At 35.4% G+C, this 25267-nt stretch carries 27 protein-coding genes; 17 read left to right on the forward strand and 10 right to left on the reverse strand.

Annotation, left to right across the window (positions count from 1 at the left end):
* The first annotated feature begins 130 nt into the window (after positions 1 to 130).
* The 4 genes from ACIQYS_RS17360 (at position 131) to ACIQYS_RS17375 (ending at position 6615) form a co-directional block, all read left to right on the forward strand.
* On the forward strand, positions 131 to 1978 hold the full coding sequence (locus ACIQYS_RS17360; protein ID WP_402982635.1) for a sensor histidine kinase: 1848 nt from the start codon (positions 131 to 133) through the stop codon (positions 1976 to 1978).
* Positions 1975 to 2736, forward strand: a complete 762-nt coding sequence (locus tag ACIQYS_RS17365) for a response regulator transcription factor (protein WP_402982637.1) — start codon at positions 1975 to 1977, stop codon at positions 2734 to 2736. The genes ACIQYS_RS17360 and ACIQYS_RS17365 overlap by 4 nt, the downstream gene beginning before the upstream one ends.
* Before the next feature lie 17 nt (positions 2737 to 2753).
* The gene (uxaC, locus tag ACIQYS_RS17370; RefSeq protein WP_402982729.1) at positions 2754 to 4139 is read left to right on the forward strand and encodes a glucuronate isomerase; all 1386 of its coding nucleotides are present in this window, start codon (positions 2754 to 2756) and stop codon (positions 4137 to 4139) included.
* A gap of 313 nt (positions 4140 to 4452) precedes the next feature.
* A complete protein-coding gene (locus ACIQYS_RS17375; protein WP_402982640.1) occupies positions 4453 to 6615 on the forward strand; it encodes a glycoside hydrolase family 3 protein in 2163 nt (720 codons plus the stop codon).
* Between the two features lie 133 nt (positions 6616 to 6748).
* Here ACIQYS_RS17375 and ACIQYS_RS17380 read toward each other — a convergent pair whose 3' ends face one another.
* From ACIQYS_RS17380 to ACIQYS_RS17405, 6 genes are all read right to left on the reverse strand, one after another.
* The gene (locus ACIQYS_RS17380; protein WP_402982642.1) at positions 6749 to 7960 is read right to left on the reverse strand and encodes a M14 family metallopeptidase; all 1212 of its coding nucleotides are present in this window, start codon (positions 7958 to 7960) and stop codon (positions 6749 to 6751) included.
* Positions 7961 to 8149: 189 nt separating this feature from the next.
* Entirely contained in the window at positions 8150 to 8857 is a 708-nt protein-coding gene (locus ACIQYS_RS17385; RefSeq protein ID WP_402982645.1) for an ABC transporter ATP-binding protein, read from the reverse strand.
* Positions 8858 to 8870: 13 nt separating this feature from the next.
* The gene (locus ACIQYS_RS17390) at positions 8871 to 9647 is read right to left on the reverse strand and encodes an ABC transporter ATP-binding protein (protein ID WP_402982647.1); all 777 of its coding nucleotides are present in this window, start codon (positions 9645 to 9647) and stop codon (positions 8871 to 8873) included.
* 13 nt (positions 9648 to 9660) lie between these two features.
* On the reverse strand, positions 9661 to 10941 hold the full coding sequence (locus ACIQYS_RS17395) for a branched-chain amino acid ABC transporter permease (RefSeq protein WP_402982650.1): 1281 nt from the start codon (positions 10939 to 10941) through the stop codon (positions 9661 to 9663).
* Positions 10942 to 10947: 6 nt separating this feature from the next.
* A complete protein-coding gene (locus ACIQYS_RS17400; protein WP_402982652.1) occupies positions 10948 to 11934 on the reverse strand; it encodes a branched-chain amino acid ABC transporter permease in 987 nt (328 codons plus the stop codon).
* 78 nt (positions 11935 to 12012) lie between these two features.
* A complete protein-coding gene (locus tag ACIQYS_RS17405) occupies positions 12013 to 13203 on the reverse strand; it encodes a branched-chain amino acid ABC transporter substrate-binding protein (protein WP_402982655.1) in 1191 nt (396 codons plus the stop codon).
* A gap of 250 nt (positions 13204 to 13453) precedes the next feature.
* Between ACIQYS_RS17405 and ACIQYS_RS17410 the strand changes: the two genes are divergently transcribed.
* From ACIQYS_RS17410 to ACIQYS_RS17425, 4 genes are all read left to right on the forward strand, one after another.
* Complete coding sequence (locus ACIQYS_RS17410; protein WP_402982657.1) at positions 13454 to 13624, forward strand: hypothetical protein; 171 nt, start codon at positions 13454 to 13456, stop codon at positions 13622 to 13624.
* A gap of 170 nt (positions 13625 to 13794) precedes the next feature.
* The gene (locus ACIQYS_RS17415) at positions 13795 to 13974 is read left to right on the forward strand and encodes a hypothetical protein (RefSeq protein ID WP_402982739.1); all 180 of its coding nucleotides are present in this window, start codon (positions 13795 to 13797) and stop codon (positions 13972 to 13974) included.
* Entirely contained in the window at positions 13964 to 14047 is an 84-nt protein-coding gene (locus ACIQYS_RS17420) for a hypothetical protein (RefSeq protein WP_402982731.1), read from the forward strand. The genes ACIQYS_RS17415 and ACIQYS_RS17420 overlap by 11 nt, the downstream gene beginning before the upstream one ends.
* A 113-nt stretch (positions 14048 to 14160) precedes the next feature.
* Complete coding sequence (locus tag ACIQYS_RS17425; RefSeq protein WP_402982660.1) at positions 14161 to 14451, forward strand: D-alanyl-D-alanine carboxypeptidase; 291 nt, start codon at positions 14161 to 14163, stop codon at positions 14449 to 14451.
* A 241-nt stretch (positions 14452 to 14692) separates the two neighbouring features.
* Here ACIQYS_RS17425 and ACIQYS_RS17430 read toward each other — a convergent pair whose 3' ends face one another.
* Positions 14693 to 14833: a hypothetical protein gene (locus ACIQYS_RS17430; protein ID WP_402982662.1), complete on the reverse strand. Its 141-nt coding sequence runs from the start codon at positions 14831 to 14833 to the stop codon at positions 14693 to 14695.
* Positions 14834 to 15195: 362 nt separating this feature from the next.
* On the opposite strand from ACIQYS_RS17430, the gene ACIQYS_RS17435 reads away from it, so the two are divergent.
* Complete coding sequence (locus tag ACIQYS_RS17435; RefSeq protein ID WP_402982664.1) at positions 15196 to 15825, forward strand: hypothetical protein; 630 nt, start codon at positions 15196 to 15198, stop codon at positions 15823 to 15825.
* A gap of 166 nt (positions 15826 to 15991) precedes the next feature.
* On the opposite strand, the gene ACIQYS_RS17440 is transcribed toward ACIQYS_RS17435, so the two are convergent.
* The gene (locus ACIQYS_RS17440; RefSeq protein WP_402982667.1) at positions 15992 to 16468 is read right to left on the reverse strand and encodes a DUF4188 domain-containing protein; all 477 of its coding nucleotides are present in this window, start codon (positions 16466 to 16468) and stop codon (positions 15992 to 15994) included.
* Between the two features lie 11 nt (positions 16469 to 16479).
* Positions 16480 to 17022 (reverse strand): PadR family transcriptional regulator, encoded by a 543-nt coding sequence (locus tag ACIQYS_RS17445; protein ID WP_402982734.1) that lies wholly within the window; start codon positions 17020 to 17022, stop codon positions 16480 to 16482.
* Between the two features lie 405 nt (positions 17023 to 17427).
* Here ACIQYS_RS17445 and ACIQYS_RS17450 point away from each other — a divergent pair, with 405 nt between their 5' ends.
* The 4 genes from ACIQYS_RS17450 to ACIQYS_RS17465 all read left to right on the forward strand — a co-directional run bounded on the left by ACIQYS_RS17450 (position 17428) and on the right by ACIQYS_RS17465 (position 20478).
* Positions 17428 to 18063, forward strand: a complete 636-nt coding sequence (locus ACIQYS_RS17450) for a YczE/YyaS/YitT family protein (protein WP_402982669.1) — start codon at positions 17428 to 17430, stop codon at positions 18061 to 18063.
* Between the two features lie 441 nt (positions 18064 to 18504).
* Entirely contained in the window at positions 18505 to 19056 is a 552-nt protein-coding gene (locus ACIQYS_RS17455) for a lysozyme inhibitor LprI family protein (RefSeq protein WP_402982671.1), read from the forward strand.
* An 83-nt stretch (positions 19057 to 19139) separates the two neighbouring features.
* Complete coding sequence (locus ACIQYS_RS17460; protein WP_402982674.1) at positions 19140 to 19655, forward strand: sigma-70 family RNA polymerase sigma factor; 516 nt, start codon at positions 19140 to 19142, stop codon at positions 19653 to 19655.
* Positions 19630 to 20478, forward strand: coding sequence for a hypothetical protein (locus ACIQYS_RS17465; protein ID WP_402982676.1), 849 nt, complete (start codon positions 19630 to 19632; stop codon positions 20476 to 20478). The genes ACIQYS_RS17460 and ACIQYS_RS17465 overlap by 26 nt, the downstream gene beginning before the upstream one ends.
* Positions 20479 to 20590: 112 nt before the next feature.
* Here ACIQYS_RS17465 and ACIQYS_RS17470 read toward each other — a convergent pair whose 3' ends face one another.
* Positions 20591 to 20893: a YciI family protein gene (locus tag ACIQYS_RS17470; RefSeq protein WP_402982679.1), complete on the reverse strand. Its 303-nt coding sequence runs from the start codon at positions 20891 to 20893 to the stop codon at positions 20591 to 20593.
* 911 nt (positions 20894 to 21804) lie between these two features.
* Here ACIQYS_RS17470 and ACIQYS_RS17475 point away from each other — a divergent pair.
* The 4 genes from ACIQYS_RS17475 to ACIQYS_RS17490 all read left to right on the forward strand — a co-directional run bounded on the left by ACIQYS_RS17475 (position 21805) and on the right by ACIQYS_RS17490 (position 24882).
* The gene (locus ACIQYS_RS17475) at positions 21805 to 22824 is read left to right on the forward strand and encodes a FecCD family ABC transporter permease (protein WP_402982736.1); all 1020 of its coding nucleotides are present in this window, start codon (positions 21805 to 21807) and stop codon (positions 22822 to 22824) included.
* A 12-nt stretch (positions 22825 to 22836) separates the two neighbouring features.
* A complete protein-coding gene (locus ACIQYS_RS17480; RefSeq protein WP_402982681.1) occupies positions 22837 to 23628 on the forward strand; it encodes an ABC transporter ATP-binding protein in 792 nt (263 codons plus the stop codon).
* Position 23629: 1 nt separating this feature from the next.
* Positions 23630 to 24610 (forward strand): ABC transporter substrate-binding protein, encoded by a 981-nt coding sequence (locus ACIQYS_RS17485; RefSeq protein WP_402982683.1) that lies wholly within the window; start codon positions 23630 to 23632, stop codon positions 24608 to 24610.
* A gap of 122 nt (positions 24611 to 24732) precedes the next feature.
* Positions 24733 to 24882, forward strand: coding sequence for a hypothetical protein (locus ACIQYS_RS17490; protein WP_402982686.1), 150 nt, complete (start codon positions 24733 to 24735; stop codon positions 24880 to 24882).
* The last annotated feature ends 385 nt before the right edge of the window (positions 24883 to 25267 follow it).

A 25267-nucleotide genomic window follows, 5' to 3' on the forward strand; every position in this document is an offset into this window, starting at 1 on the left:
ATTAAAAGATATTTGTACTGGAGACTAGCATTTTTACCCTACCTAGTTGGGTGAATATTTACTAGGTAGGTCTTTTCCATTAAGTATAAGTAGGATATAATACACAGGCAATACTTACTGGAAAGGAACTATGATGAAGAAGCCGTGGAGTAAAATTGTAGAATTTTTTGATCGCTATATTCTTTTTAAAAACCAGACACTTATGACGAAATTTAGTGTGTTTTCTAGTATTTTAGTTATTTTACCTGTACTTTCTGTTGGATTTATAACTTACAAATATTCTTCTTTTGAACTAGAGGAAGAGTTCACGCAATCGAGTCAAAAAATAATAGAACAGGTTGAATTGCATGTTGAATATTATTTGCAAGATTTTGAAATAACGAGTTTAAAAATCATTAACTCACCTGAGATGGGAAGTTTATTAAGACTTGAAACAATTAGTAATGAATATGATCGTACGCTTGCTGAGTCGGCGCTTAAAGTTCTTAAAAATTCAGAATATTCCAGAAATGATATTTCTAATATTACGGTTTCATTAGATAATGGCATTATTATAGATTCATTGAGGGAAAGAAATTACTACCCAGCTATAAATATGAAAGATGAATATTGGTATTCATCCGTCCCGGGAAACGGTTTGGTTATGCTTGTGAGCAGGACATTAAAATTGAAAGACAAAGAGCTGCCGGTAATTTCTCTTGTTAGGCGTTTATATAATCCACATACACTGAAGCCTGTAGGTATGCTGATTATTGATATTAATTTTAAAAGAATTGAAGAAATTTCTAAAATGGTAACTTTCGGTAAGAACGGTTATTTTTTTATTTTGGATTCTGAGGGGCATTATGTCTATCATCCTAATTATTCAAAGCTTGGTAACAAAGTAGAATTCAAGCAATTAGCAAATCTTAATAGTGAAAAAAGTGATTCAGTGTTCATTGATAACAATGGTAAGGAGTTAGTTTCCTATTCTTTTTCTCCGAATCTTGGTTGGAGTTTTTTTACAGCTGCTCCATATAAGGATTTACGAGGCGGTATCCAACAAATAAGAACCGCGATTACATGGACCATTTTTGTCTCCTTGGTATTTGCGTACTTAGTAGGTTATTATAGCATTTCCAAAAGTATCGTTCGCCCAATTCATCGACTTCGCACTTTTATGAAAGAAGTCGAAATTGGTCACTTAAAAGGAAGAGTAAAGGTGGACTCCAGTGATGAAATCGGACAGCTTACAGCTGGGTTTAATAAGACGGTCGAAAGACTATCTAATTTACTGGAAGAAGTGTATGTTTCCAAGTTGAAGGAAGCTGAAATGTCTCTTAACAAAACAGAGACCGAATTAAAAATGCTCCAATCACAAATAAACCCACATTTTTTATACAATTCACTTGAAACAATTAGAGGGATGGCTTTAGAAGAGGGCAGAGAGAACATAGCTAACATATCGTCTTCTCTAGGGAAACTTTTACGTTATAACCTTAGAAATAGCTTGCCCACTGTTAGTTTACGAGAAGAGATTAGGTTTTGTGAGATGTATCTACAGATTCAAGTCTTTCGTTTCGAGAACCGTTTTGAATATATATTTAATATACCAGATGATGTTATAGACTTTGAAGTAGTAAAGTTTTCTCTCCAACCAATTGTTGAAAACTGTTTTATGCACAGTATTGGAGAAAACGCTAAGAAAATAAACATTACCATAACTGCTCAAATTCTGTCTGAATCATCATACGTTATTCGAATTACAGATACAGGAGCCGGGATTAAGGAAGAAGTTTTAAAAGAATTAACAGAGAAATTAAGAAAGAATTCAACTTCCTTTGGTGGACAACATATCGGGATTATGAATGTTCATCAGAGAATTCGCTACTTGTTTGGCCCAGAGTATGGAATAACAATTAATAGTACGAGAGGTTTAGAAACTGAGGTTACTATTCATTTGCCAATTGTAGATGGTAAGGAAGTGAAAAAAGAATGAAAAGAGTTTTACTAGTGGACGATGAAAGATGGGTAAGGAAAGCTCTTATGTGGTCGATTAGAAAGTTAAACTTATCGTTACAAATCGTGCATGAATGCGCAAATGGGCTAGAGGCTCTTGACTGGATTAAACTAAATGATGTTGATTTGGTTTTAACAGATATCCGTATGCCTGTCATGGATGGACTTACATTAGTGAAAGAACTAAACCAATTAGATCGTAATCTGGATTGTATCGTTATTAGTGTTCATGATGAGTTTCAAATTGTTCAACAAGCGATTCGAAGCGGGGTAACAGATTATCTCCTGAAACCAATTGAGGACGAAGAGTTAAAAGATTGTTTGGAAAAGTGGCTGAATAAACAAAAAGAAGTAGGTAAAGAAAATAATACACCTACTAGTATTGATGAAGTCCTTCCTACAACTACAATTGATCAGGTGTTAGCTTATCTTAAAAAAACACCACTAAAACAGGTATCCTTAACCGACGCTGCAAAAAGCGTGCACTTGAACCCTAGTTATCTAAGTCAATTGTTTAAACAACAACTAAACACTAAATTTGTGGATTATTTAACCGAACTTCGAATTCAAGAAGGGAAACGTTTATTGCTGAATACGACATTAAAGATGTCAGAAATTGCAGATAGAGTTGGGTACTCAGAAGTGGCATACTTCAGCAATAACTTCAAAAAAATGACTGGGTACTCTCCTTCTGAATTTCGAAAATCTACAAAAACAAAAAAATCTAAAAGCAGGTGAAATGATTGAAAAAGTTTATGGACGATACTTTTTTATTGTCTACCGATACGGCTATTATTTTGTACAATTCATTTGCAAAGGATTTGCCAATTATCGATTATCACTGTCACTTAAACCCTAAGGAAATTTATGAAAACAAAACATTTCAAAACATTACAGAAGCATGGCTATATGGTGACCATTATAAATGGAGAGCGATGAGAGCTAACGGAATGGAAGAACAATTCATTACCGGAGGAGCTACGGATTATGAAAAGTTTTTAGCGTGGTCAAAGACTGTTACGATGACCATTGGCAATCCATTGTACAACTGGACTCATTTAGAGCTTCAACGCTTTTTCGGTATATACAACATCTTAAATGAAGAAACTGCGCCAAGTATCTGGGAGGAAGTAAATAAAATGCTTTCAGGTGGCGGCTTTGGAGCAAGAGATTTGATTAAGAAGTCAAATGTTGAAGTAGTATGTACAACGGACGATCCAATTGATACATTAGAATACCATGCGAAAATTAGAGACGACTCCGATTTTGATGTCAAAGTGCTACCGAGTTTCCGGCCAGATAAAGGGTTAGAGATTAATTTGGATGGATATTTTCAGTGGGTTAAGGAACTAGGAGAAGTGTCGCAAATACAAATTTCCAACTATGATGATTTCCTAAATGCACTACAGTCTAGAATTGAGTTTTTTCATTTAAATGGCTGTCGTGTTTCTGATCATGCCTTAAATACGATGATGTATGAAGAAACAACAAAGCAAGAAGCAGCAAACATTTTTACGAAAGCATTGAAAGGACAAAAAGTATCACTTGATGAAGAAAAAAAATATAAATCTTATACATTAACTTTTTTAGGAAAACAATATGCGAAATTTGAATGGGCGATGCAATTTCATATTCAAGCATTACGTAATACTAATACAAAAATGTATAACAAAATAGGTCCTGACACTGGTTTTGACAGTATTAATGACGGGCAGATAGCTGTACCTTTAAGTCAATTACTAGATGCTTTGGCACGAGAAGATGCACTTCCAAAAACAATATTATATTCAGTAAATCCAAAAGATAATTACGTTATTGGTAGTTTAATTGGTAATTTTCAGGGAGGAATGCCGGGGAAAATCCAGTTTGGTACTGCGTGGTGGTTTAACGATCAAAAAGATGGCATGCTCGAACAAATGAAAACGTTAGCTAATCTTGGTCTATTCAGCCGTTTTATCGGAATGCTTACAGATTCAAGAAGTTTTCTTTCTTACACAAGACATGAGTATTTTAGAAGATTAGTGTGTGATTTAATTGCACAATGGGTGGAAAATGGGGAAGTGCCAAACGATCTAGACATGTTAGGTAGGCTTGTTCAAGGCATTTGCTATCAAAATGCAAAAGAGTATTTTAATTTTTAAGAAATGAATCAATTTCATAATAGGGAACAAACAATTGAAGTCCGAACAAAGTTGATTTTCGCTTCAGGCGGACGCTTTCCGCTCCAATCAATGCAAATTATGAAATCAACTCAGTAATTAAACTATTAGGTCTTACTTAATGGATGAATTCTATGATTCATAGAAGTACATTTCTAAATTTCTGAAAATTATGAAAATAAATCTATTCCTTTAAACTAACCAACAAAAATCATTTCCATTTTTAAGGGGGTGATCTTGTTAAAAGCTAAATAGTCATTTATGCAAACATGTAATTTAATAGGGGAGGAAAAGAATGGGTTCACTATTGAAAAGACTAAAAAAAGGAAAAAAATCTAAAAAGGTTATGACTGGCATGCTTACTTTATCGCTAATCGCCTCAGTAGGTATTCCACAAGTAGGCGCAAATGGCAATGAAGGCTTAGGATATGTAGATCCAACTACGAATACAAATCCTGGACATTCAGGGACTAACGTGGAGACTTATCGTGTTCTAGCTAACAGTAAAACAGGTCAACCAGAAATCGAAGCAGCCCAAAAAGGCGTTCTTACAATTGATGGAAAACAGTTCAAAGACCTAAATGGTAACAAGAGTCTAGACCTATACGAAGATTGGAGAATATCCGTTAATTACCGAGTAGCCGATTTAGTATCAAAGATGACACTTGCTGAAAAAGCGGGATTAATGTTGATCGACACACATACACCAATAGCGAATCCAACCGATGGAAAGTATGTTAAATCAGATGATCCATTAATTGTTGGAAAGAATATGCGTTACGTCATTTTCCGTCAAACCCCTACTGTTGATGTTATCGCTAAATATACAAATCAGTTACAAGAACTGGGGGAGGCTTCAAGATTAGGAATCCCAGTAGTAGTTACTTCGAACCCGAGAAACCATGCCTCAACGGATTATACTAACATTGCAGCAAGTGAAGGACAACATTCATTTTGGCCAGGACCATTAGGGTTTGCGGCAGCAGGTGACACAAAAGCTGTAAAGGAATTTTCCGAAATTGCCGCAAAAGAATGGAGAGCAGCAGGTATACGTAAAGTCTACGGATATACTGCTGATATAGCTACGGATCCACTTTGGGCAAGAATTGAAGATACCTTTGGTGAAAACCCTAAAGTTGCTTCTGATATGATTTATAACGTCATCAAAGGATTTCAAGGTGATAAGCTTGGTCCAGATAGTGTAGCAATAACCGTAAAACATTTTCCGGGTGGTGGAGCGCGTGATAACGGGTTAGATCCTCACTTTGTAGAGGGAAAATTTAATCCTTATCCAACCGAAGGAAGTCTACTTAAGTATCATATTCCTCCTTTTGAGGCTGCGATAAAAGCAAATGTATCCTCAATCATGCCGTATTACGCGTATCCAAGCAATGACAGTGCTGATCAAGGATTACCATGGTATAAGAAAACCCAGCAATTTGAAGAAGTTGGATTTGCCTTAAACGATGCTATTTTAGATGGCTTCTTGCGCGAAGGACTTGGATTCAAAGGATATGTTAACTCTGATACTGGCGCTATCGGAGATAATGCTTGGGGAGCAGAGGGCCTAACTCCGGAACAAAAGTTTGCAAAAGCAATCAATGCTGGAACGGATATTATTTCTGGATCATCCGAACCGCAGTTTATTATCAATGCAGTAAATAAAGGTTTACTTTCAGAAGAAGCGGTTAACGAATCTGTCACATTATTGCTAACAGAAATGATGAATTTAGGGTTATTTGAAGATCCATATGTAGATGTACAACATGCACTTGATGTAGTGGCTAATCCAAAAGCACAAGAACTAGCATATGAAGCACACCTTAAGTCACTAGTTCTTTTACGTAATGATAAAAATATTTTGCCTTTAAAGGATGCAAAATTAAAAGAGGTAAAACTATACGTGGAAATGTTCCCTGGTGGTACCGATGGAGCGAGTACAAAGGGATTAATAGAGACGATTAAAAAGCATGATCCTTCCATTACAATCACCAATAAGTTGGAAGATGCAACACATGCGTATATTTATGTAAAGCCTGTTCAATCGAACTGGGATAATAATCCACGTATTACAGTAGGACCTGAAACAGGAATTACAAATGTTGATCGAATTGTCACTATACAAAAAACAGTTCCAACTATTATGGCAGTAAACATGACGAATCCATGGGTACTAGATAAAATTGAACCTAATGCTGCGGCATTAATCGGTACTTTTGGAACAAAGGCCGAAGCAATCTTTGATGTTATTCGTGGTGAATATAATCCAACAGGAAAGCTTCCATTTGCATTACCAGCAAGTATGGCAGCGGTGGACAATGAAGTTGGAGATGTTCCAAGCTTTGCAAAAGAAGAAGATCCTTCCTATTCTTATAAAAATAAATCCGGTGATGTATATAAATATGGATTTGGTCTTTCTTATAATCAAGGGAAAGCAAAAGGTAAATCTGAAAAATAAAATTAATTAATAAATCGACTGGAGGAGACAAAGTCAACTTCCAGTCGATTTTCTTATTCGGTCGATAGGGATTATTCATTCGAAAAGGAAACGTGATGAACGGTTCACGAATTTTATGAGCCCTTATAAATATTCATAAATATAGCCCTGCCAAAAAAATCCCTAATGTCTTTTCATAGATTTCATCAAACTGGGTAAGTGGTAACGGGTTTGTTCCTCTTCCAAGCTCCACCGTAAAACCGGGTCTTCTCCAGTCCTGAATAAACCAATCTTTATAACCAGCGTAGCTTTCGATTGATTGAACAGGTTCGTAGCCGCTGACTCTACTGAATTCTGTGACCATTGCTTCTGTCTCAGGAGGTTCGAGGTTTTCAAATCCCCAATAAATAACTTCTCCTTGTGTATGAAAAGCTAGTACTCTTGCAAAATCCTTTACTCTTGTTAAATCCGCCATTGCTATTGCTTCTGGCTCGGATAAAGGGCTTTCTCCACCATAGTCTCTTGGACCTGGAGTTTTAGGAGAATTTCGTTCACGTTCACGATCCCACTCGGCAGGGAATTGATCATTCAAATCCACACCGCGAATATTCGCTTTCCATCCTGAAAAGTCTAAGCTGTCATTATTCCATTCAATAACATTACTTCTGTATGGTTCCTCTGATGGTGGACCGTTTAGCACCAAGTTAACGCCATCAGGGTTAACCATTGGAACAATGGAAAGTGTTGTTTGAACATACAGAGGTGTAGTAACAAGTCCTCGAATTGATTGCTGATTCGTTAAAGACAGTAAATAATCATTTAAGAAGGTCAAAAGGATAGGAGTTGTAATCCATTCGTTGGCATGAAACGAAGCATTATAATGCACTTGTTTTTCTCCATCTCCAATTTCGATTTCTGGGATATCTCTACCTAAAACGGTATTGCCTATTGAAGAAACTCGCAAAAATGGATAGATGTTCTGTAAACGTCTAATGTCAAACATCATCGTATTGTAATCATAATTTTGCTTTCCATTAACAACTCTCCAGTCCACTCTTAGTGGAAGATTAATCGTCTGCCCAATTTGCAAATAGTTTGGATTAAGATCGGGGTTTAGTAGCAAAGTTGCATCTAAAGGAAGGTTATGATTCTCTGCCAACCTCCAAAGAGAGTCCCCCGGTATAATTTGATAATTGATAGTAACAAATCCAGGAATTTGAATGAGTTGACCGACTGAAAGTGTTTGAGCATTAACGCTGCGATTGGAATTAATAATTAGTTGCAAGGGAATCATAAATAATTGACTATAATAATATAGGGAATCACCACGTCTCACATGAACTTCCACGTATTTCCTCCTATTCATCGAAGACTACAAATATTAAAGTATATGAGCTATTAAAGCGTATTATTAATAGATGTTTTCTAAAATGTATGAACTCATAATATAAGCTTCTTATTAAAAAAACAGTAGACAAGCTCAATTTTTGAGGTAGTCTACTGTATAAGAGGGAAGTGGGAGATTAGTACATTTTATCACTTGTATCGAACTGTTTTATGCTAAATATGCATCTCGGATTTCACTATTTTCAACGAGCTCGGAACCTTTTCCACTTAATACGATCTCACCATTTCGTATAACATAACCACGATGTGCAATGTTTAATGCCTGATACGCATTTTGTTCCACTAATAGAATTGTTATCCCGTTTTGATTTAATTTTTTAATGATGTCGAAAATTTGTTCCACAATGATTGGAGCTAGTCCCATTGATGGTTCGTCTAGCATTAATAAGTCAGGTTCCATCATTAATGCCCGACCAATAGCAAGCATTTGTTGTTCTCCGCCGCTCATTGTTCCTCCTTTTTGCTCCAGTCGCTTCTTAAGGATTGGAAAATGACCAAAAACGATTTCCATCCGCTCTTCTATTAAATGCTTATTATTAACGGAGAAAGCACCCATTAATAAATTTTCTTTTACCGTCAAGGTCGAAAAAATCTTTCTTCCTTCTGGCACATGTGCCATACCTAAAAGGCTCGTTTCATGAGCTGGTTTATTCATTGTTTCTTTATCTTTAAAAAGGATGGAGCCAGTTTTCACTTTGGCTAGTCCACTAATTGATTTTAAAGTGGTAGATTTCCCAGCTCCGTTACTTCCTATTAATGTAACAATTTCACCTTCGTTTACATGAATACTAATTCCTTTTAATGCTTGTATTCCACCATAATATGTTTCGATATTATTTACTTCTAGTATAGGCATCTAGTTTCACTCCTTAGACCGTTTGAACAGCACCTGAACCTAGGTAAGCTTCAATTACTTTTGGATTCGTTCTTATTTCTTCTGGATTTCCTTCTGCAATTTTTTCGCCGTGATCTAAAACTATGATATGCTCCGAAATTTCCATTACTAATTTCATATCATGCTCAATCAATAGCACAGAAACATTGAATTCTTCTCCCATATTTTTAATAATTGTCGTTAATTCTCTCGTTTCTGCCGGATTCATTCCAGCTGCTGGTTCATCCAATAATATTAACTTTGGCTTTGTCGCAAGGGCACGAGCAATTTCTAGTTTTCTTTGTGCACCGTAACTTAGATTACAAGCTTTTTCATTCAAATAAGGTGCAAGTTCGAAATGTTCTAGCAAGCGGTAAGCTTCCTTCTCCGCTAGTAATTCTTCTTTTTTAGTATTAGGTAAATTCAAAAAAATACCTAATAGACTCGTTTTCAATCCAGTATGCATCCCAACTAATACGTTTTCGATAACAGACATTTCACTAAATAACCTTATATTTTGAAATGTCCTAGAAATACCTCTTTTGGCTACCTCATCAGGTTTTAGCCCTAGTAATGATTTTCCTTCTAATTTAATGTCACCTGAAGTAGGTTGATAAACACCCGTTATCATATTGAAAAAGGTTGTTTTTCCTGCTCCATTTGGTCCGATTACTGCAGTAATAGAGCCTTTCTCAATATTCATCGTTACATCTTGATTGGCCGTTAAACCCCCGAATTTTTTTGTTATATTTGTTACTTCTAATATTGGCATTTATATCCTCCTACTATTGAATCTTTTTCTGATCAGTAGCTATAAAGTCCTTATGGCTCGAACTCTCTTTTAATTTCTTTTCATCAAAGATTTTATTTTTTGCAGGAATTAACCCTTTTGGTCTATATAATGCAAATGCTACTAGTAGTACTCCGAATATAAATTTTTGCATTTTTGCGGGAGATAGAGCTTCTGGAATAGAAATAACGCCACTAAAGGATAGCTGATTTACCCAAGTCGCTAATTCTGTTAATACTTGCAAATTTAAGATGGTTATAACCGCTGCACCAAGAATAACCCCTGGAATACTGCCCATACCACCAAGTACAACCATCACTAAAATGGTAAATGATTCCAATAGGGTGAAACTTGTAGGATCGATAAAAGCTTGCTTTGCTGCAAATACAACACCCATCATTCCTGAGAACGAAGCACCAAGAGCGAAGGCTAACAATTTCGTTTTTACAAGAGGGATACCCATAGCTTGAGCTGCAATTTCATTTTCACGAACCGCTTTCCATGAGCGACCGAGTTTGGAACGTTCCAATCGTAATACCGTAAAAATGGTAAATACTAAGATGACAAGTGTAACGAAATAAAATTGGTTCGGAAAGATGAGTGGAATGCCGAATATTTCAGGAGGCGTTACAGATGCTATTCCCATTGCACCACCTGTAATATTGACTGGTTTGTCCGCGTTGTTAAATAAAATTCGGATGATTTCTCCAAAACCTAAAGTTACAATCGCTAAGTAATCGCCTTTTACCCTAAGTACTGGGATGCCAATAAGAACTCCAACGATGGCAGCGATAACCCCACCAATGATTAAAAATATCCAGAAACTTTCTCCACCGAGAGGGTAATTTCCAAATGGCATAAAATTTGCAGCTTGTGGTGTAGCAAAAATGCTATATGAATAGGCACCGACTGCGAAGAAAGCAACGAACCCTAAATCGAGTAATCCCGCCATTCCGACGACAATATTAAGACCTAATGCCATGGAAACATAAATTCCTACCATTGTAGCTACATCCATATACGATTGGAAAGCTGGGCCTCCACTCGAAGCAAAAGGTATGAGAATAAATAATAATCCAATAGCGATGATCCATTTTGTTGCATTCTTCAAATTTATATAATGTAGTATTAACAAAGAAGATAATAATAGTAAAAAGGCGGTGACGGATTTTTGGGAGAAATACAATGCAGCGGATGAAACCGCAACAAAAACAGTAAATAAGATTACTTGCGACCATTTATATTGTAAAAATTTCGCTAAAATTTCTTTCAACATAGCCACCTACACTTTCTCAGCAGAAGGTTTACCCAATAAACCTTCCGGCTTGAAAATAAGCACTAATATTAATATCGAAAATGCAAAAACATCTTTATACTCTGCTCCAAAGACGCCACCTGTTAGTAACGATAGATTTGCAGATGCAAACATTTCCATTAACCCTAGTAGTATTCCACCAAGCATGGCACCTCGTATATTACCGATACCACCTAAAACCGCAGCGATAAATGCCTTCATGCCCAAAATGAATCCGATAAATGGATCGATTGTGCCGTATTGAACAGCGAATAATACGCCTGTTGCACCACCTAAAGCCGACCCAATAAAGAAAGTAATAGAAATCGTTTTGTTAACATTAATAGACATTAGGGATGCCGTGTCACGGTCTAGTGCTACTGCCCGCATTGCTGTTCCCCATTTTGTTCTGTTTATAAAGTAATCTAGAGAAATCATTAATATAAATGCCGTAACTAGTACTATTAGGAAGGAAGTTTTAAAGCTAGCGTCATTAAAAATACTGGATAGGGAAGAGAAACTAATCGTAATTTGATCTCTAAACATAGATGGCCCTGTTACAATATAGTTTCCAGAAGATAGTTCGGCGATAAAACGAATGACATCTTGTAAGATAAAAGAAATTCCTATTGCTGTAATAAGTGGAATAAGCCTTGGAGCATTTCGAAGGGGGCGATATGCCACTCTTTCAATACCCATCCCAAGAAGTCCTGTCAAACAAGCAGTGACAACTAAAACTAAAATAAGTACAATAATTTGTGGAACGGAAGATACCCAACCCATTCCCATTAATAAAATAAAGAATGCTGTACCGATAAATGCACCCGTCATAAAAATTTCTCCGTGTGCAAAATTTATTAGCTGTAATATCCCGTAAACCATTGTATAACCGAGGGCTACAACAGCATACACAGCGCCTAATGCAAGTCCATCAATTAGTACCTGAGGTAAACTTTGTAACATTTCTAGAAGCATAATAACCCTCCATAATTTTTTTCGGTAAAGAAAGAGTGTTGAGAAAAAAAGTCCCAACACTCTATCAAAATCCCTATACTATTTTCCAACTTCGCCTTCTAGAACACCTGGATAACTCGCTTCAGTAAATTTGTATAAATAAATTTTTGCGTTCGTGTTATCGCCTATTTCATCAAACGTAACGTTCGTTAATACACCTTCATAGTCCTTCACGGATCGAACAGCTTCTGCAACTTTTTCTTTAGAAGGTAGTTTTCCGTTATTTTCATTAATAGCCTTTTCGATAGCATGGAGAATTACGCCCATTGTATCGTAACCATAAACGGAAAAAGCCTCTGCATTTTTATTGAATTTAGCTTTATAATCCGCTACGAACTTTCGACCTGCTTCAGTTGCTGTACTATCGCCAGCAACAGATGTGATATAGGTGTTTACAACTGCATCACCTGCAATATCAACTAAACCGGAAGCATCCATGCCATCCCCACCCATAATAGGAACATCAATTCCTTTATCACGAGCTTGTTTGATAATAATTCCACCTTCAGAGTAAATTCCACCAAAATAAATCAAGTCAGGTTTTTTTGTTAAAACTTGATTAATCACACCATTAAAGTCTTTTTCCCCAACTGTAATTCCTTCATATCCCACAATTTCGGCACCTGCTTCTTCAGCAGCTACCTTGAATGCATCTGCAATACCTGAGCCATAAGCTGTTTTGTCTTGGATTATAAAGATTTTCTTTGCCCCTAAAGTTTCAATAGCATACTTCGCTCCAGCTGGACCTTGTGCATCATCTCTTCCTACAATTCGGTTGACTGTTTTTAATCCACGATCAGTTACCGTAACAGCAGTAGTTCCTGGCGATACCATAGCAACATTGTATTTTTCGTACACTTCAGAAGAAGGGATGGCAACACCAGAATTATAGTGACCAACTATTGCGTAAATCGACTTATCAGCTCCGATTATGTTCGCATTGGATACACCTTTTTTGGGATCTGATTGATCATCATAAGATTCAAGCTTTAGTGTATAACCTAGTTCTTTAAACTTTTCTGCCTGTTCTTCTAATTTCATTTGAGCACCTAGCCGAATGGATTCACCAATGATTGCTGATCCACCTGATAAAGGTGTTTGTGTAGCAATTTTGATGACATTTGATCCATTTGCCGATTCATCACCTTTAGATTTAGATGAACAAGCCGCTAACATTCCAATAATCAGCACACCAGTTAAAAGTAAGACAACAGATTTTTTTAATCGCATATTTTCCCCCCCTATTTTTTTAGCACTAGTTTAGCTACTAGATTTAGTATATTAATTTATAATTTTAAAATTACTAAAAAACAGAAAAAATATTAGTTATTCTAACATCCTATTGATTTTTAGTTCCTTTGGCATATATATTCCAATTAGTAAATCAAGTGATACCGAGTTCCAATTCGTTAAGTGTACGGATTCATGAAGAATAAAAACCTCTATATAGAGCAAATTAATCTCTAGGAGGTGATGATCAATGAGTAAAAATAATAATCAGACAATGAATGTTAGAACGCATAATAGTTTCGAACTTTATAAAAATCCTACAAATAATCCTGACGAGGAATTTGCTGAGGAATTTATTGCAATATCAAAAAACAAAGTAACGAAAGAACTTAATAAAAATAAACCTAAAAAAAGGGATTAAACCAGTACATGAAAGGTGAGTGTATTAATGCTCACCTCTCAGTATTAAATAGTAAATGAAGCGCAGGCAGTGGAAACTGGAAAAACCAATACAATAACGATTGAAAGATTATATCAAACAAACAAGATTGTCATTAGTGGGAATCTTCCCGATAAAACGAAAAAGAATGGGTGACTGTCCAACATCCAACGACACATACATTGACAATGTTTCAAGCAGTTTTAGCAGAAGCAGGAATCGAGTATACAAAAGAAAAAGTATTTCAAGCCGCAACACCAAATAGTGCTACTTTTTGTAATGAAGCAATCGACGACACTGGAGCAACTGTTAATCCCTTATATGAAACTTAGTAATAATGGCATTGCGGATATTTTAGTAAAAACAATGGGGAACGTGAAAACGGTAATACAAAGGCCAGATTGAAAGTGATAAAAGAATATGGAAATTCTATTAACTTAAATATGGCAGATTGGCAATTTGAAGATGGTTCTGGAATGTCTCATAAAAATAGTGTTTCGAGTTTATGAGTGAGCGAATTGTTATTTAAAGTCCAGGGCGAAGATTGGTTTACTACCTATTTTACTAGTTTACTAGAAGCTGCAAATGCGGATCGAATGGTAGGAGGTACTTTAAGAAATCGATTAAACGTTCCACTAACAGCAAGTAAAGTCCATGCAAAAACAGGTTCATTAACTGGTGTTACACTTAGTGGTTATTTAGAAGCAAGCAGCGGGCAATCGTACATCTTTAGTGTGTTAGTACAAAATAAATCTGGTACATCCACAGTAATTGATGAGATTGTGAAAGAAATAGCGGAAGAATTGTAGGGATTTGAGTTACTACTTCTATTGTTCATCATCTAAGGGAAGAGTAACATGTTAGCTGACACCGGCACCACGATCAGAGTTATGCAATTGAAAGAATCATAATATGTTTTTTTAGAAGATAGCTTTGTATATATAATAGTAGCAATAACGCTCAGATAAATCGAATTGGAAAATTATCCATATCCATAAATTCGATTTGTCTGAGCGTGTTTTAATAATGGAGTTCCATCTATTTAATATATTATCTATTCTGCCCGTTATTTTGTTGTGCGTTATTTCGTTTAGCTTGATTTAAATTATGTTCTTCTGCAAATTCTTCACGCGTGTCTTTTCTTGAATTGGGTTCTTTTTTCTTAAAGTTTGGTTTATTTTTCTTTGTCATGGTATCGTCACCTCCTAGAGTTTAATGTGCTCAGTACGGATGGTCTTATTCAAAATGATTAGTTCTTTGCAATTTTTTAATGAAATTGGGAATGCGTTCTTAAATTCATTCGCCACTTTTGTTAGATTTCGGTGGTTAGGGCAGACTGGAAAAAAACGAAAAAGTAAATACTATCAAAAAATAGATGGAGTCAAATTAAGTAATTGCTTTTAAATATATAGCTATAAATGGAAGCTATATGGAAAGAGAAATCGAGCCCATTACCTTGCTTTGCGATAAATATTACATATACGACATAATGGTAGCGGATTAAATGTGATAATGTATGTACATGAAATAATTTTGATAAATGAGGGATGATCATGTCAGTTGTGAACCTGTTAGCTTCTCAACTAAGTCGAAATGATGAAGTACCAAATATTGAGTTGGCACGTGAATTAGTTAATGAAGAAAATCATACAGCAATAGAAGAAATAATTGAAAACCTATCAAGCAAAGATAAAAAGATTCAATACGATTGTATTAAAGTAGCGTACGAAATTGGACAAGTTAAACCAGAACTCATAAGTAAGTATGCTCATACTTTTATAAAGTTGCTAAAAAGCCGTAATAATCGTTTGGTCTGGGGCGGGATGACGGCATTAGCAACGATTGCTGAGTTAGCATCAGAAATCATTATGGCTCATCTTGATACATTAAAAAGTGCCATGAAAATTGGTTCAATTATTACAACTGATAAAGGTGTTCTAACTCTTGCGAAGCTAGCAGCCGTCAGTAAGGAAAACAATGATGTGATTTTTCCGTTCTTACTCCAACACCTTGAGGATTGCAGAACAAAGGAAATTCCTCAGCACTCGGAAAGCACGCTTTTAGCCGTAACATATGAAAATAAAGAGGAATTTTTGAATGTGTTACGAAAAAGAGAAAAATACCTAACAGCTCCTCAACTAAAAAGAATCAAAAAGATCTATAAAATATTAGAAGCAAATTAAGTATATTTTGAGGTGATAGTAAGAAAGAAAAAAATGCCAAAGTTGTGCCATGCCATTAAAAAATATTGAAAATCGTGGTGAATAATAAGTAAGTGAGGTTTTAAAATTTACAAAGGTGCACCTTATTGAAATTTACTATAAGGTGCTTTTCAAAATGAAAACAAAGCTATTGTGTTTTAAGTCGTTTACTAGCTGAATTTCGTTCTACAGTAACGGGAATATGGTTCAATGCCTTTCCTAAGCCATAGTGAGGCATATTGGCATAAATAGATTCATAATTCCCCTTACTTATTTGAAAAGTTTCATGATAAATTCCAACCGCATCATTGTTACCTACTTTTTGGTTGAAATTTTTCCAAGCCGTAAGATGTTTTTCATTTTTAGAATAAGCAAGAAGATATTCAGTTGAACGCCAATATTGGATCATGGTAGTGGTTCGAAGCCCAAAGTAGCTTTCCATCGATAAAAATCCTAGTTCCTCTTTATGCATATAAAGCTCCTTAATCATCCCAGGCATGGCGTTAAAAACGGGTAACCACTTATGGATTGCAAGTCGCTTGTTCACCCTCATGCCAATTATGAAAACGACAATATCCTCCGTATTATCAACCGTGTAACGCCCAGTAAAAATTTGTTTGGCCATCATTAATCCCCCTAAGAAAGTTTATCAAGAGTAAAATCGCACCATTCGATTGCAGCTTTTGTGGTTCTTTTTCCATAATCTAATGTAAACAACCAATACATTGAATCCTCACTGTTATCTTTGTAATTGCTAATTGCCTGTTCAATAGAAACATAGGTATTATAACGTCCTTCAAGCTCTTGCTTATAATTCTGTAGAAGTAATACCTTACTTTCTCTCGCTTGATAGCGACCAAAAAATAGTTTAAGTAAAATTTCATTCCGCTCAATTGGTAATTGTTTAATTGGCTGCTCCAACCAACTTTTTAGTACTTCCATTCCTTTTGAAGTAAGCAAGTACTCATTTTTAACTGGTCTTCCCGGGCTAGATAAAGTACGAACTTCCGCTAATTCCTCTTGGACAATTAGTTTGAGAGTTGGATATATTTGTCCATAACTAATTTTCCAAAAATGATTTAAACTTTGATCAATGAACTGCTTAATGTCGTAACCCGATTTACATTCAGTAGTTAATATTCCTAGTATTGCATAGGTTGTATCGTTATAATTTTTCAGTATTTTCACGCCTATCCAAAAGATATATATCATTTAGATATATGGTAAAGGATGTAAGAGAGGAATGCAAGCGGAATTTTCTGAATAGGTAAAAATAATGTGGTTTTAGAGGGAAATACAAGACCTCATTTAGATAAGCTGCGGGAACCCTATCATAAGTAAATAGTTCATTTCTTACAACTAAATAGGTTTTATCTACAAATAGAAAAGCTGACTTGGCTATATGATATTGATATTGCCTTCGTCAGCTTTTCCGTTGTTAAAACGAAGACTCCATGATTCTCCTTTAATAAGAAAATGAAAGATATGATTATCGATGACATTTTGGAAAATATAGATTATAAATTCTGTCCAAATTTAATGTTATATTAATAAAAAAATATGATAAAAGAAAGAGGAGCGGTTATGAAAAAGGAATGGATTTTACGCTGGTCTTTTTTTATTTTTGGATTAATGGTACTAGCATTTGGCATATCTTTAACAATTGAAGGAAAACATTTAGGAATTGGACCATGGGATGTTTTTCATTATGGTCTATTCACTAAATTTGGCTTTACTATTGGAATTTGGTCGATAATAAGTGGATTTTTACTTTTGATGATTGGTTCAATTTTCAATAAGGCATGGCCAAAAATAGGGGCTTTTCTAAATATGTTGTTTCTAGGATTATTTATTGATCTTTTTAATTTGATTTTACCTAGCATTGATAGTTTAGTAGGAGCAACTATTGCCTTTATCATAGGTGTCGTGTTAATTGGGTACGGTATTGGGTTATATGTTTCTGCTGATTTTGGAGCAGGTCCTAGAGACAGCTTTATGTTATTAATCGTTGAAAGAACGGGTTGGGGTATTCCGTTGGTTAGAAATGGGATTGAAGTACTCGTTTTTCTTCTTGGTTGGATATTAGGGGGGCCTGTTGGAATTGGAACAGTGATTATTGCGTTTGGATTAGGTCCAATTTTAGGATTTTCTATTCCTCAATGTAAGAAACTGATGGCATTTTTCCTCGGTCAAAAGGATCGCCTGTTAACGCATATGTAGACAAAATAAATAAATAAATAAATAAATAAACAAACAAATACGATGTATTGGAGAAACCTCATTTAGATATGCTACGGAGAACCGTATCATAAGTAATTAGACATTATACGTTAATCTCCAAATTTCAAGTGGTGGTAAATGGATTAGTGAATTTTTTATAAACGTTTATTAATTATTCATATCTTTTAAAAAAAGGTTATCAAAGCGGCTACTACGCCACTCTGATAACCTTTTCTCATTTCTTCATATGTCTAATCTACTCCTCATCCGGAGTAACAAACAACAATATAGATGGTCTTATTCAAATTGATTAGTTCTTTGCAATCCTTTAATGAAACTGGAAACCTAAGTAAAAAAGATAAAGAAATGATCGAATATAAGCAATTTTCACTCGGAGGGATGTTAAAGTATTGTATGATTTTCAGAGAGGAGGCTTTAAAAATGAAAAATAATAGAAAAACATTAACGGTAATATTTACGCTAGTATTAGTCATATTGGCTGCTTGTGGAAACCCTACTGATGAGTTAAGTACTAAATCGAACAACGATTCATCGGGTAACGACTCGACTCAGAATAGAGATGAAGATTCTTCTAATGCAGATCGAACAGAAAACTCTTTAGAAGATGCAGACGACACTAAAAGCAAAAAGGAAGAGTATCTAAAGATACTAAATGATATGGAAGAAGCAGATAGATACTCAAACGTTGGAACAACAATGTTAGAGTTGGAGGAACAAGAGGCGGAGAGAAATAAAAAATGGGATGTAGAGTTGAATCAAATTTACGGAGTGTTGAAAGAACAGCTTGGTACTGAACAGATGGATAAATTAAGAGAAGAACAACGGAACTGGGTAAAACACAGAGATGAAATTGCTAAAGAGTCATCACTAAAGTATAAAGGTGGGTCGATGGAATCATTAGAATATGTGGCTACGCAAGCAATTCTCACAAGAGAAAGATGCTATGAGTTAATTGCAAAGTATATGAAGTAATTTTTCACTTTAGAAAATTCTATTATTTTGAAACAGAAATACCCGTTGCTCCGTCTAACGTTTAACAATAAAGGAGGTGCTCTATGACGCAACTTGAAAAATTTATATATGAGCATGGTGAGGAGTTGTTAAGACTTGCTTATACCTATGTGAAAAATAAGCAAGCTGCGGAAGACGTTGTCCAAGATGTGCTACTCAGAGCATTTGAAAAACAAGAGGAATTTCGTGGGGAGGCCACGTATCGTACTTATTTGTATAGAATGACGATTAATCGTAGTTACGACTATTTGCGAAGTTGGCATTATAAAAATACAATCGTAGGGGAAACAATTCAGCGCTTATTTGGTCGATTGACGGAGCAAGATGTCGTGACACAATCAGAGAATCGTCAACTCGCACAAGCAGTTCTTGCATTACCGTTGAAATACCGTGAAGTCATTGTATTTACGTATTACTATGATTATTCTTCTGAGGAAATTGGAGAGCTGCTTAATTGTTCATCGGCAACGGTGCGTACTAGGCTCGCGCGTGGTCGTGAAAAACTCAAATTAGTGCTAAAGGAGGGTGGCTTTGATGGAACGATTGAAAATGGGTATTGATGAAGTGATTGGCGAAAAGAGTTGGATGACGGAAGGGCTAGCGCGGAAAATGGCTGAACCGAGAAAAAAAACGACACCTACTCCGATATATGCAATAGTAGGCTTTGTTGCAATTGCGGCCTTATTTCTTACGATTACATTATGGTCATCCCAACCAGGGATTTTGAGTGCTGCAACAACAAAGGCACTTGGTGCGCACGGAGAATTATTTAATACGTATTTTGAGGCAATTGATGCACAGGATGCAGAAACGCTAAAACAAGTAGCATCCCCAGCGTACGGTGTGGCTGTAGAGGAGCTATTTAACAAATATGAAAATATGGATTTATCGAAAGCAGAATTTCTACTCCAGCTTGACGGCATCATTTGGATGAAATTGGAGGTGATGAATAAAGACGGCGAAAAATGGAGAGATGTTGTTACGTATTATCAAATCGTAGATGGTAAAATATATGAGCCTGTATATGAACATCCGTTTTATATATATGAGCATTTTGATATTGAAGAAGCGCAGGCGCAAGCCGTTTTTGGTTTTGGGGGATATCGTAATAACAGTCAGTTTGTAGCGATTGATGGTGGAAAATTGTTTGTGAGTGGCTCTCGTTCACATAATAAGGTGGAATCGGCCATCGAGTTGTACTTAAAAGAGATTGGCGAGGAATCTGTGTCTGAACAATATCTGCAACCTCGTCTTGTCTACAAAGATAATGGAAAAGTTTTATGGTTATCGGCAGATGGATTTGAGATCGTGTTTACGAGAAAAGGCGAGCGTATTTTAGTGGATAACCAAGGAGTCGAATATTATCAACAAGGAAGATATTAAATAATGTCGCAACTTCAAAAGACCAAATATTATAATCGGTTCCCTCAAGGGCTGATTGATAGATTAACCCATCTGCTCATGGATGGGTTATTTTTATTTTTTCAGCATCGCTTTACTTTTTGTATAAAGCAACCCGATACGGAAATAGTTGTGCTTCCATGATTCCTTCTTTTACTGCGGGATCATTATTCATCAATTCAACTGCTTCTTCCTCTGTATCTACTTCTAAAATGACGATTCCCATTGGATCCAAGTTCAAAGTTCTACCCGCTAATAGGAGTTTTCCTTCTTCTTGCAATTTTTGTAATACCTCAAAATGATGTTGGACAATTGAATTTTCTTTATCTGTCCAATTAGCTTGATCTAACAGGGAAGGAATGAGTTTCAGTTGATATAAAAACTGTAATTTTTCCATTATGAGCCTCCTAATAAGTGCAATTTAGAGTTGCAATTCATTAATATTGTATCAGAACATATAGAAGTAGTAATTAGTAATCTATCAATATTTAGATAGATTAGATAGAAAAAGGGATTCTTAAAACAGTGACGAATATCTATAGTTAGAAAGGGGGAGCATTGATCAGGAATATAAAGCATATACGAATTGAAGCGATCTTAACAAGAACGCTACGAATCTTCCATTTTCAAAAAGAAGGATAATCGATTTGAGCTAGTGGTTTCCAAATTCACAGTGTTGTATATTATTAAAGCTTTCTTTAAGGAACCATTTTCAAAAACATACCCTTTTATTAAGGTGCCGTTACTACTTATTTATCCTTCTAAACCTGAGAATTTGGACGATGTTACTGTAATAGCAATGGAGAATGTTACGTACATGCTGCAGTAGGATGAACCGGATCAAACGGCAAATGAAATAAAATAATGGATTGAAGAGAAAGATTAGCGAAAAGTTCGAGGTCCATCTATGAGAGTCTTATAGGTGTTCTAAAGAATTATATTATGTGTAAATTTTGTCCCTGAGACGTAAACAAAAAAATCGTTTAATACAGTAAGAAAGTAAAATTTTATTAAAAAGTTCTCTCATAAAACTGGAATAATATTTATATAGATTATATACACTATTAATATTGATTTTTAAAACATATTTATCCATTCAGCATGTATTATCGTGTTACTAATTTAAGTAATCGCGTTACCTGTGAGGAGAATTTAATAATTAGAGGATATATCTAGAATGAAAACAAGCATTTGAGATAAACAAATAGGGCTGTTGAAACGAAATGAGAAATAAGAGGTTATTAAATGACTGAAAATTATAATTTATTATACAAGATAAGAAAAATCTTCAACCGGGATGAACCGAATATGAAGGTTATTACTCCGCTATTACTACTAGCAAGCATAATTTCCATTATATTGGCAGTAGGTATTGGTCCAGTGTCTGTTCATCCAACTTTCGTCGGGAAAATTATTATTAGCAAACTACCATTTTTAACAGACTTTGTGGATCATAACTGGACTAGGTTAGATGAAAACATAGTTTGGGGTTTACGTTTACCAAGGGTGTTATTAGGTATGATTGTTGGTTCATCATTGGCAGTAACTGGGGTGGCCATGCAAGCTTTGGTGCGCAATCACTTAGCGGATCCATTTATTCTTGGTGTATCTTCAGGTGCATCTGCTACTGCTACATTAGGTATGCTATTTGGAGTATTTTCCTTTTTAGGAACCTATGCGCTTTCTATAAGTGCATTTATTGGAGCTGCGGCTACTATTATCATGGTCTATACTATTTCGAGAGTTAGAGGAAGGATTAATATTACTCAATTATTACTCTCAGGTGTTGCCATTGCCATGATAATGGATGCTGTTACGAATATTATCACTTTAAGTGCGCCAAACGCATTGGGATTACATAATGCTGCATTTTGGATGTCTGGTAGTTTGGCAGGAGCTAAATGGGGCTATTTAAAACTTCCCCTTGTAGTCATTATTTTTTGTATGACTGTATTACTGATTAATTACCGTGCTTTAAATGCATTACTTTTAGGAGATGAAACAGCTAGTACTTTAGGTATTAATGTAAGACGTATGCAAAAAATGCTCGTATTGGTTGCTTCCCTTTTAGCTGGTGTGACGATTGCAGTAAGTGGTTCTATTGGTTTTATTGGGTTAATGGTTCCACATATGACTAGATTATTGATTGGCTCAGACCATAAAAGAGTTCTCCCTGTAAGTGCTTTGTTAGGGGGAATATTAGTTGTTTGGACTGACGTTGCGGCTCGGCTGGTAATAGCACCAGAAGAATTGCCGATTGGAATATTAACAGCTCTATTTGGTGGACCATTCTTCATTTGGTTACTTAAGAAAAACTCAAGAACATGAAGAGGTGAAATCATGAGATTACAAGTTGAGAATTTAAAATTTTCATATGATGAGAACAAGATTATTGAAGATATTTCCCTCCATGTTGCAAAAGGAGAGTTTGTTGGAATAATAGGACCAAATGGGAGTGGTAAATCTACTATATTAAAGAATTTATATCGTGCTCTTAAGCCTGATTCTGGAGATGTTATCTTAGATGCTGAAGATTTATATAAAATGAATGTAAAAAAAGCAGCAACAATAATGGGTGTTGTTGGACAAGAAAACTTTATTCCATTTGATTTTAAAGTGGAAGAAATCGTTGCAATGGGACGTAGCCCTCACAAAAAGCTTTTTGATGGAGATACAAAAGCGGATAAAGATATAGTGGTAAAAGCCTTAAAACAAACTGGCATCGAAGACATGGCAAAGAGAAATTTTTTACATCTCTCAGGTGGGGAAAAGCAACGAGTTTTAATAGCACGAGTTTTAGCCCAACAAACTGATTTTTTACTATTAGATGAACCCACAAATCACTTAGATATTCATTATCAATTGCAAATGTTTGATTTGGTAAAGGGATTAGGTGTAACAGTATTATCAGCCATTCATGATTTAAATATTGCTGCATTGTACTGCGATAGAGTCTATGTATTAAAAGAAGGACGGTTATTTAAAGCGGGTACACCAGAGGAAATTTTAACCCCAGAAGTGATTTATGAGGTTTACGGCATTAAAGCCGATGTTATTATACATCAGGTAACAAAAAAAGTTTCCATCACATATTTACCGGAAAGCCTAAATTTAAAAAGGGGGAGAAAATAAAGTGAGCAAAAAAGTTTTTGGGGCATTATTATGTGTCACAATACTTGCAGTAGGGCTAGTTGGATGTAGCACAGCTGCCAGTAACACTTCTGTCAAGGAATCAACAGAAACAAAATCAGCAGAATATGAATCGTTGACTTTTGATAATTACGGAAGAGAAGTAGTGGTTACTGAAAAACCGAAAAAAGTATTAACATTCGGGCCAAATAGTACAGAGTTATTCGTCGCGTTAGGTCTTTCGGATTACGTGATTGGGAATAGCTTAAATAATCATAGCAGAGGTGCTTTGCCTGAATATAAAGAAGCCTATGATAAGATTCCAGAATTAACACATGGCTCAGTTACTAAAGAAGCTGTTACAACGAGTGGTGCCGATTTTATTTACGGGATTGATTGGGAATTTGGTGGGGATCGATTAGATGTTAAGGAATTGGAAGATTACGGGATAACGACTTATATGAATAAGGCCTCAACATTAGAAGAAACTTATCAAGAAATACTCGATATAGGTAAAATATTCCAAATAGAAAGTTCTGCAGAAGCTTATGTAGCCGATCAAAAAGCAAGAATCACAGCCGTTCAAGAGAAAGTTTCAGGCCAAAAACCGTTAAATGTATTAGTTTACGATAGTGGTGGTGACGGAGTTTTCACAGCAGGTGGAACAAACTTTGAAACATTATTAGTTGAACATGCTGGTGGAAAGAATATTTTCGATGATATAACAGAAAAACAATGGACAACTGTAAGTTATGAAGAAGTATTAGCTAGAAAGCCAGATATAATTATCATTCACGATTATGATTCTCCTTCATTAGAACAAAAAATTAAAGACATTAAAAATGATCCAGCTCTCTCCCAACTAGACTGCGTTAAAAATGAAAATTTCATACCAATTACTTTAGAGAGTGTTTTACCAGGTGATAGAATGGCCTATACAGTAGAAACGTTAGCAAAAGGTTTATATCCAGAATTATTTGAATAGTAGACTTATTTGAAGGGATTCACTAGCGTTGCATAGGATCAAAAATAAGATAAATTTAAAGTAATTCCCTACACAATCAAAAGGGGTTCACTCATGAAAAGTGTACACAATGGATAGAGGATATGCCAATAAAATATAAATTGGCGGTTGGCTACAAAGAATATCCATTTTCTCGTTCGAACAAGAAAGAACTTTCGGATGGAGACGTTGCCGTAAAGAACCCTTTGGCTGCATCGAATTTACAGATGAAAAAGGAACGGTATTTCATCTGATTACGGATCGATTGGATTTATCGGAGGACGAGATCTTGGAAGCCTATAAAATCGTTGGTATATCGAACTTTTCTTAAAGTGGCTTAAGCAGCACAACAAGGTAAACCATCTATTCAGCCAATCACCCGTTGGGATCTGGAACCAAATGTTTATCGCATTGATAACGGTTGCGTTAACAGAAATCATGTGGCTCCTCCACCAACCGAAGAAAACATTAGAAAAAAAGCAAGAACAAGAACAAACTAAATAGTTAAAAAGGGAACTGATTTATCATTAAAAATCTGTTCCCTTTTTTATTCAATCTTTCAACTTTCTTTACTAATCGATGAAGTTTTATAGCAGTATAAAAATATAGGTAATGGTATCAAATTTATGTTGTAAGAGA

The organism is Psychrobacillus sp. NPDC096426 (assembly GCF_044762745.1).
Classification (GTDB): Bacteria; Bacillota; Bacilli; order Bacillales_A; family Planococcaceae; genus Psychrobacillus.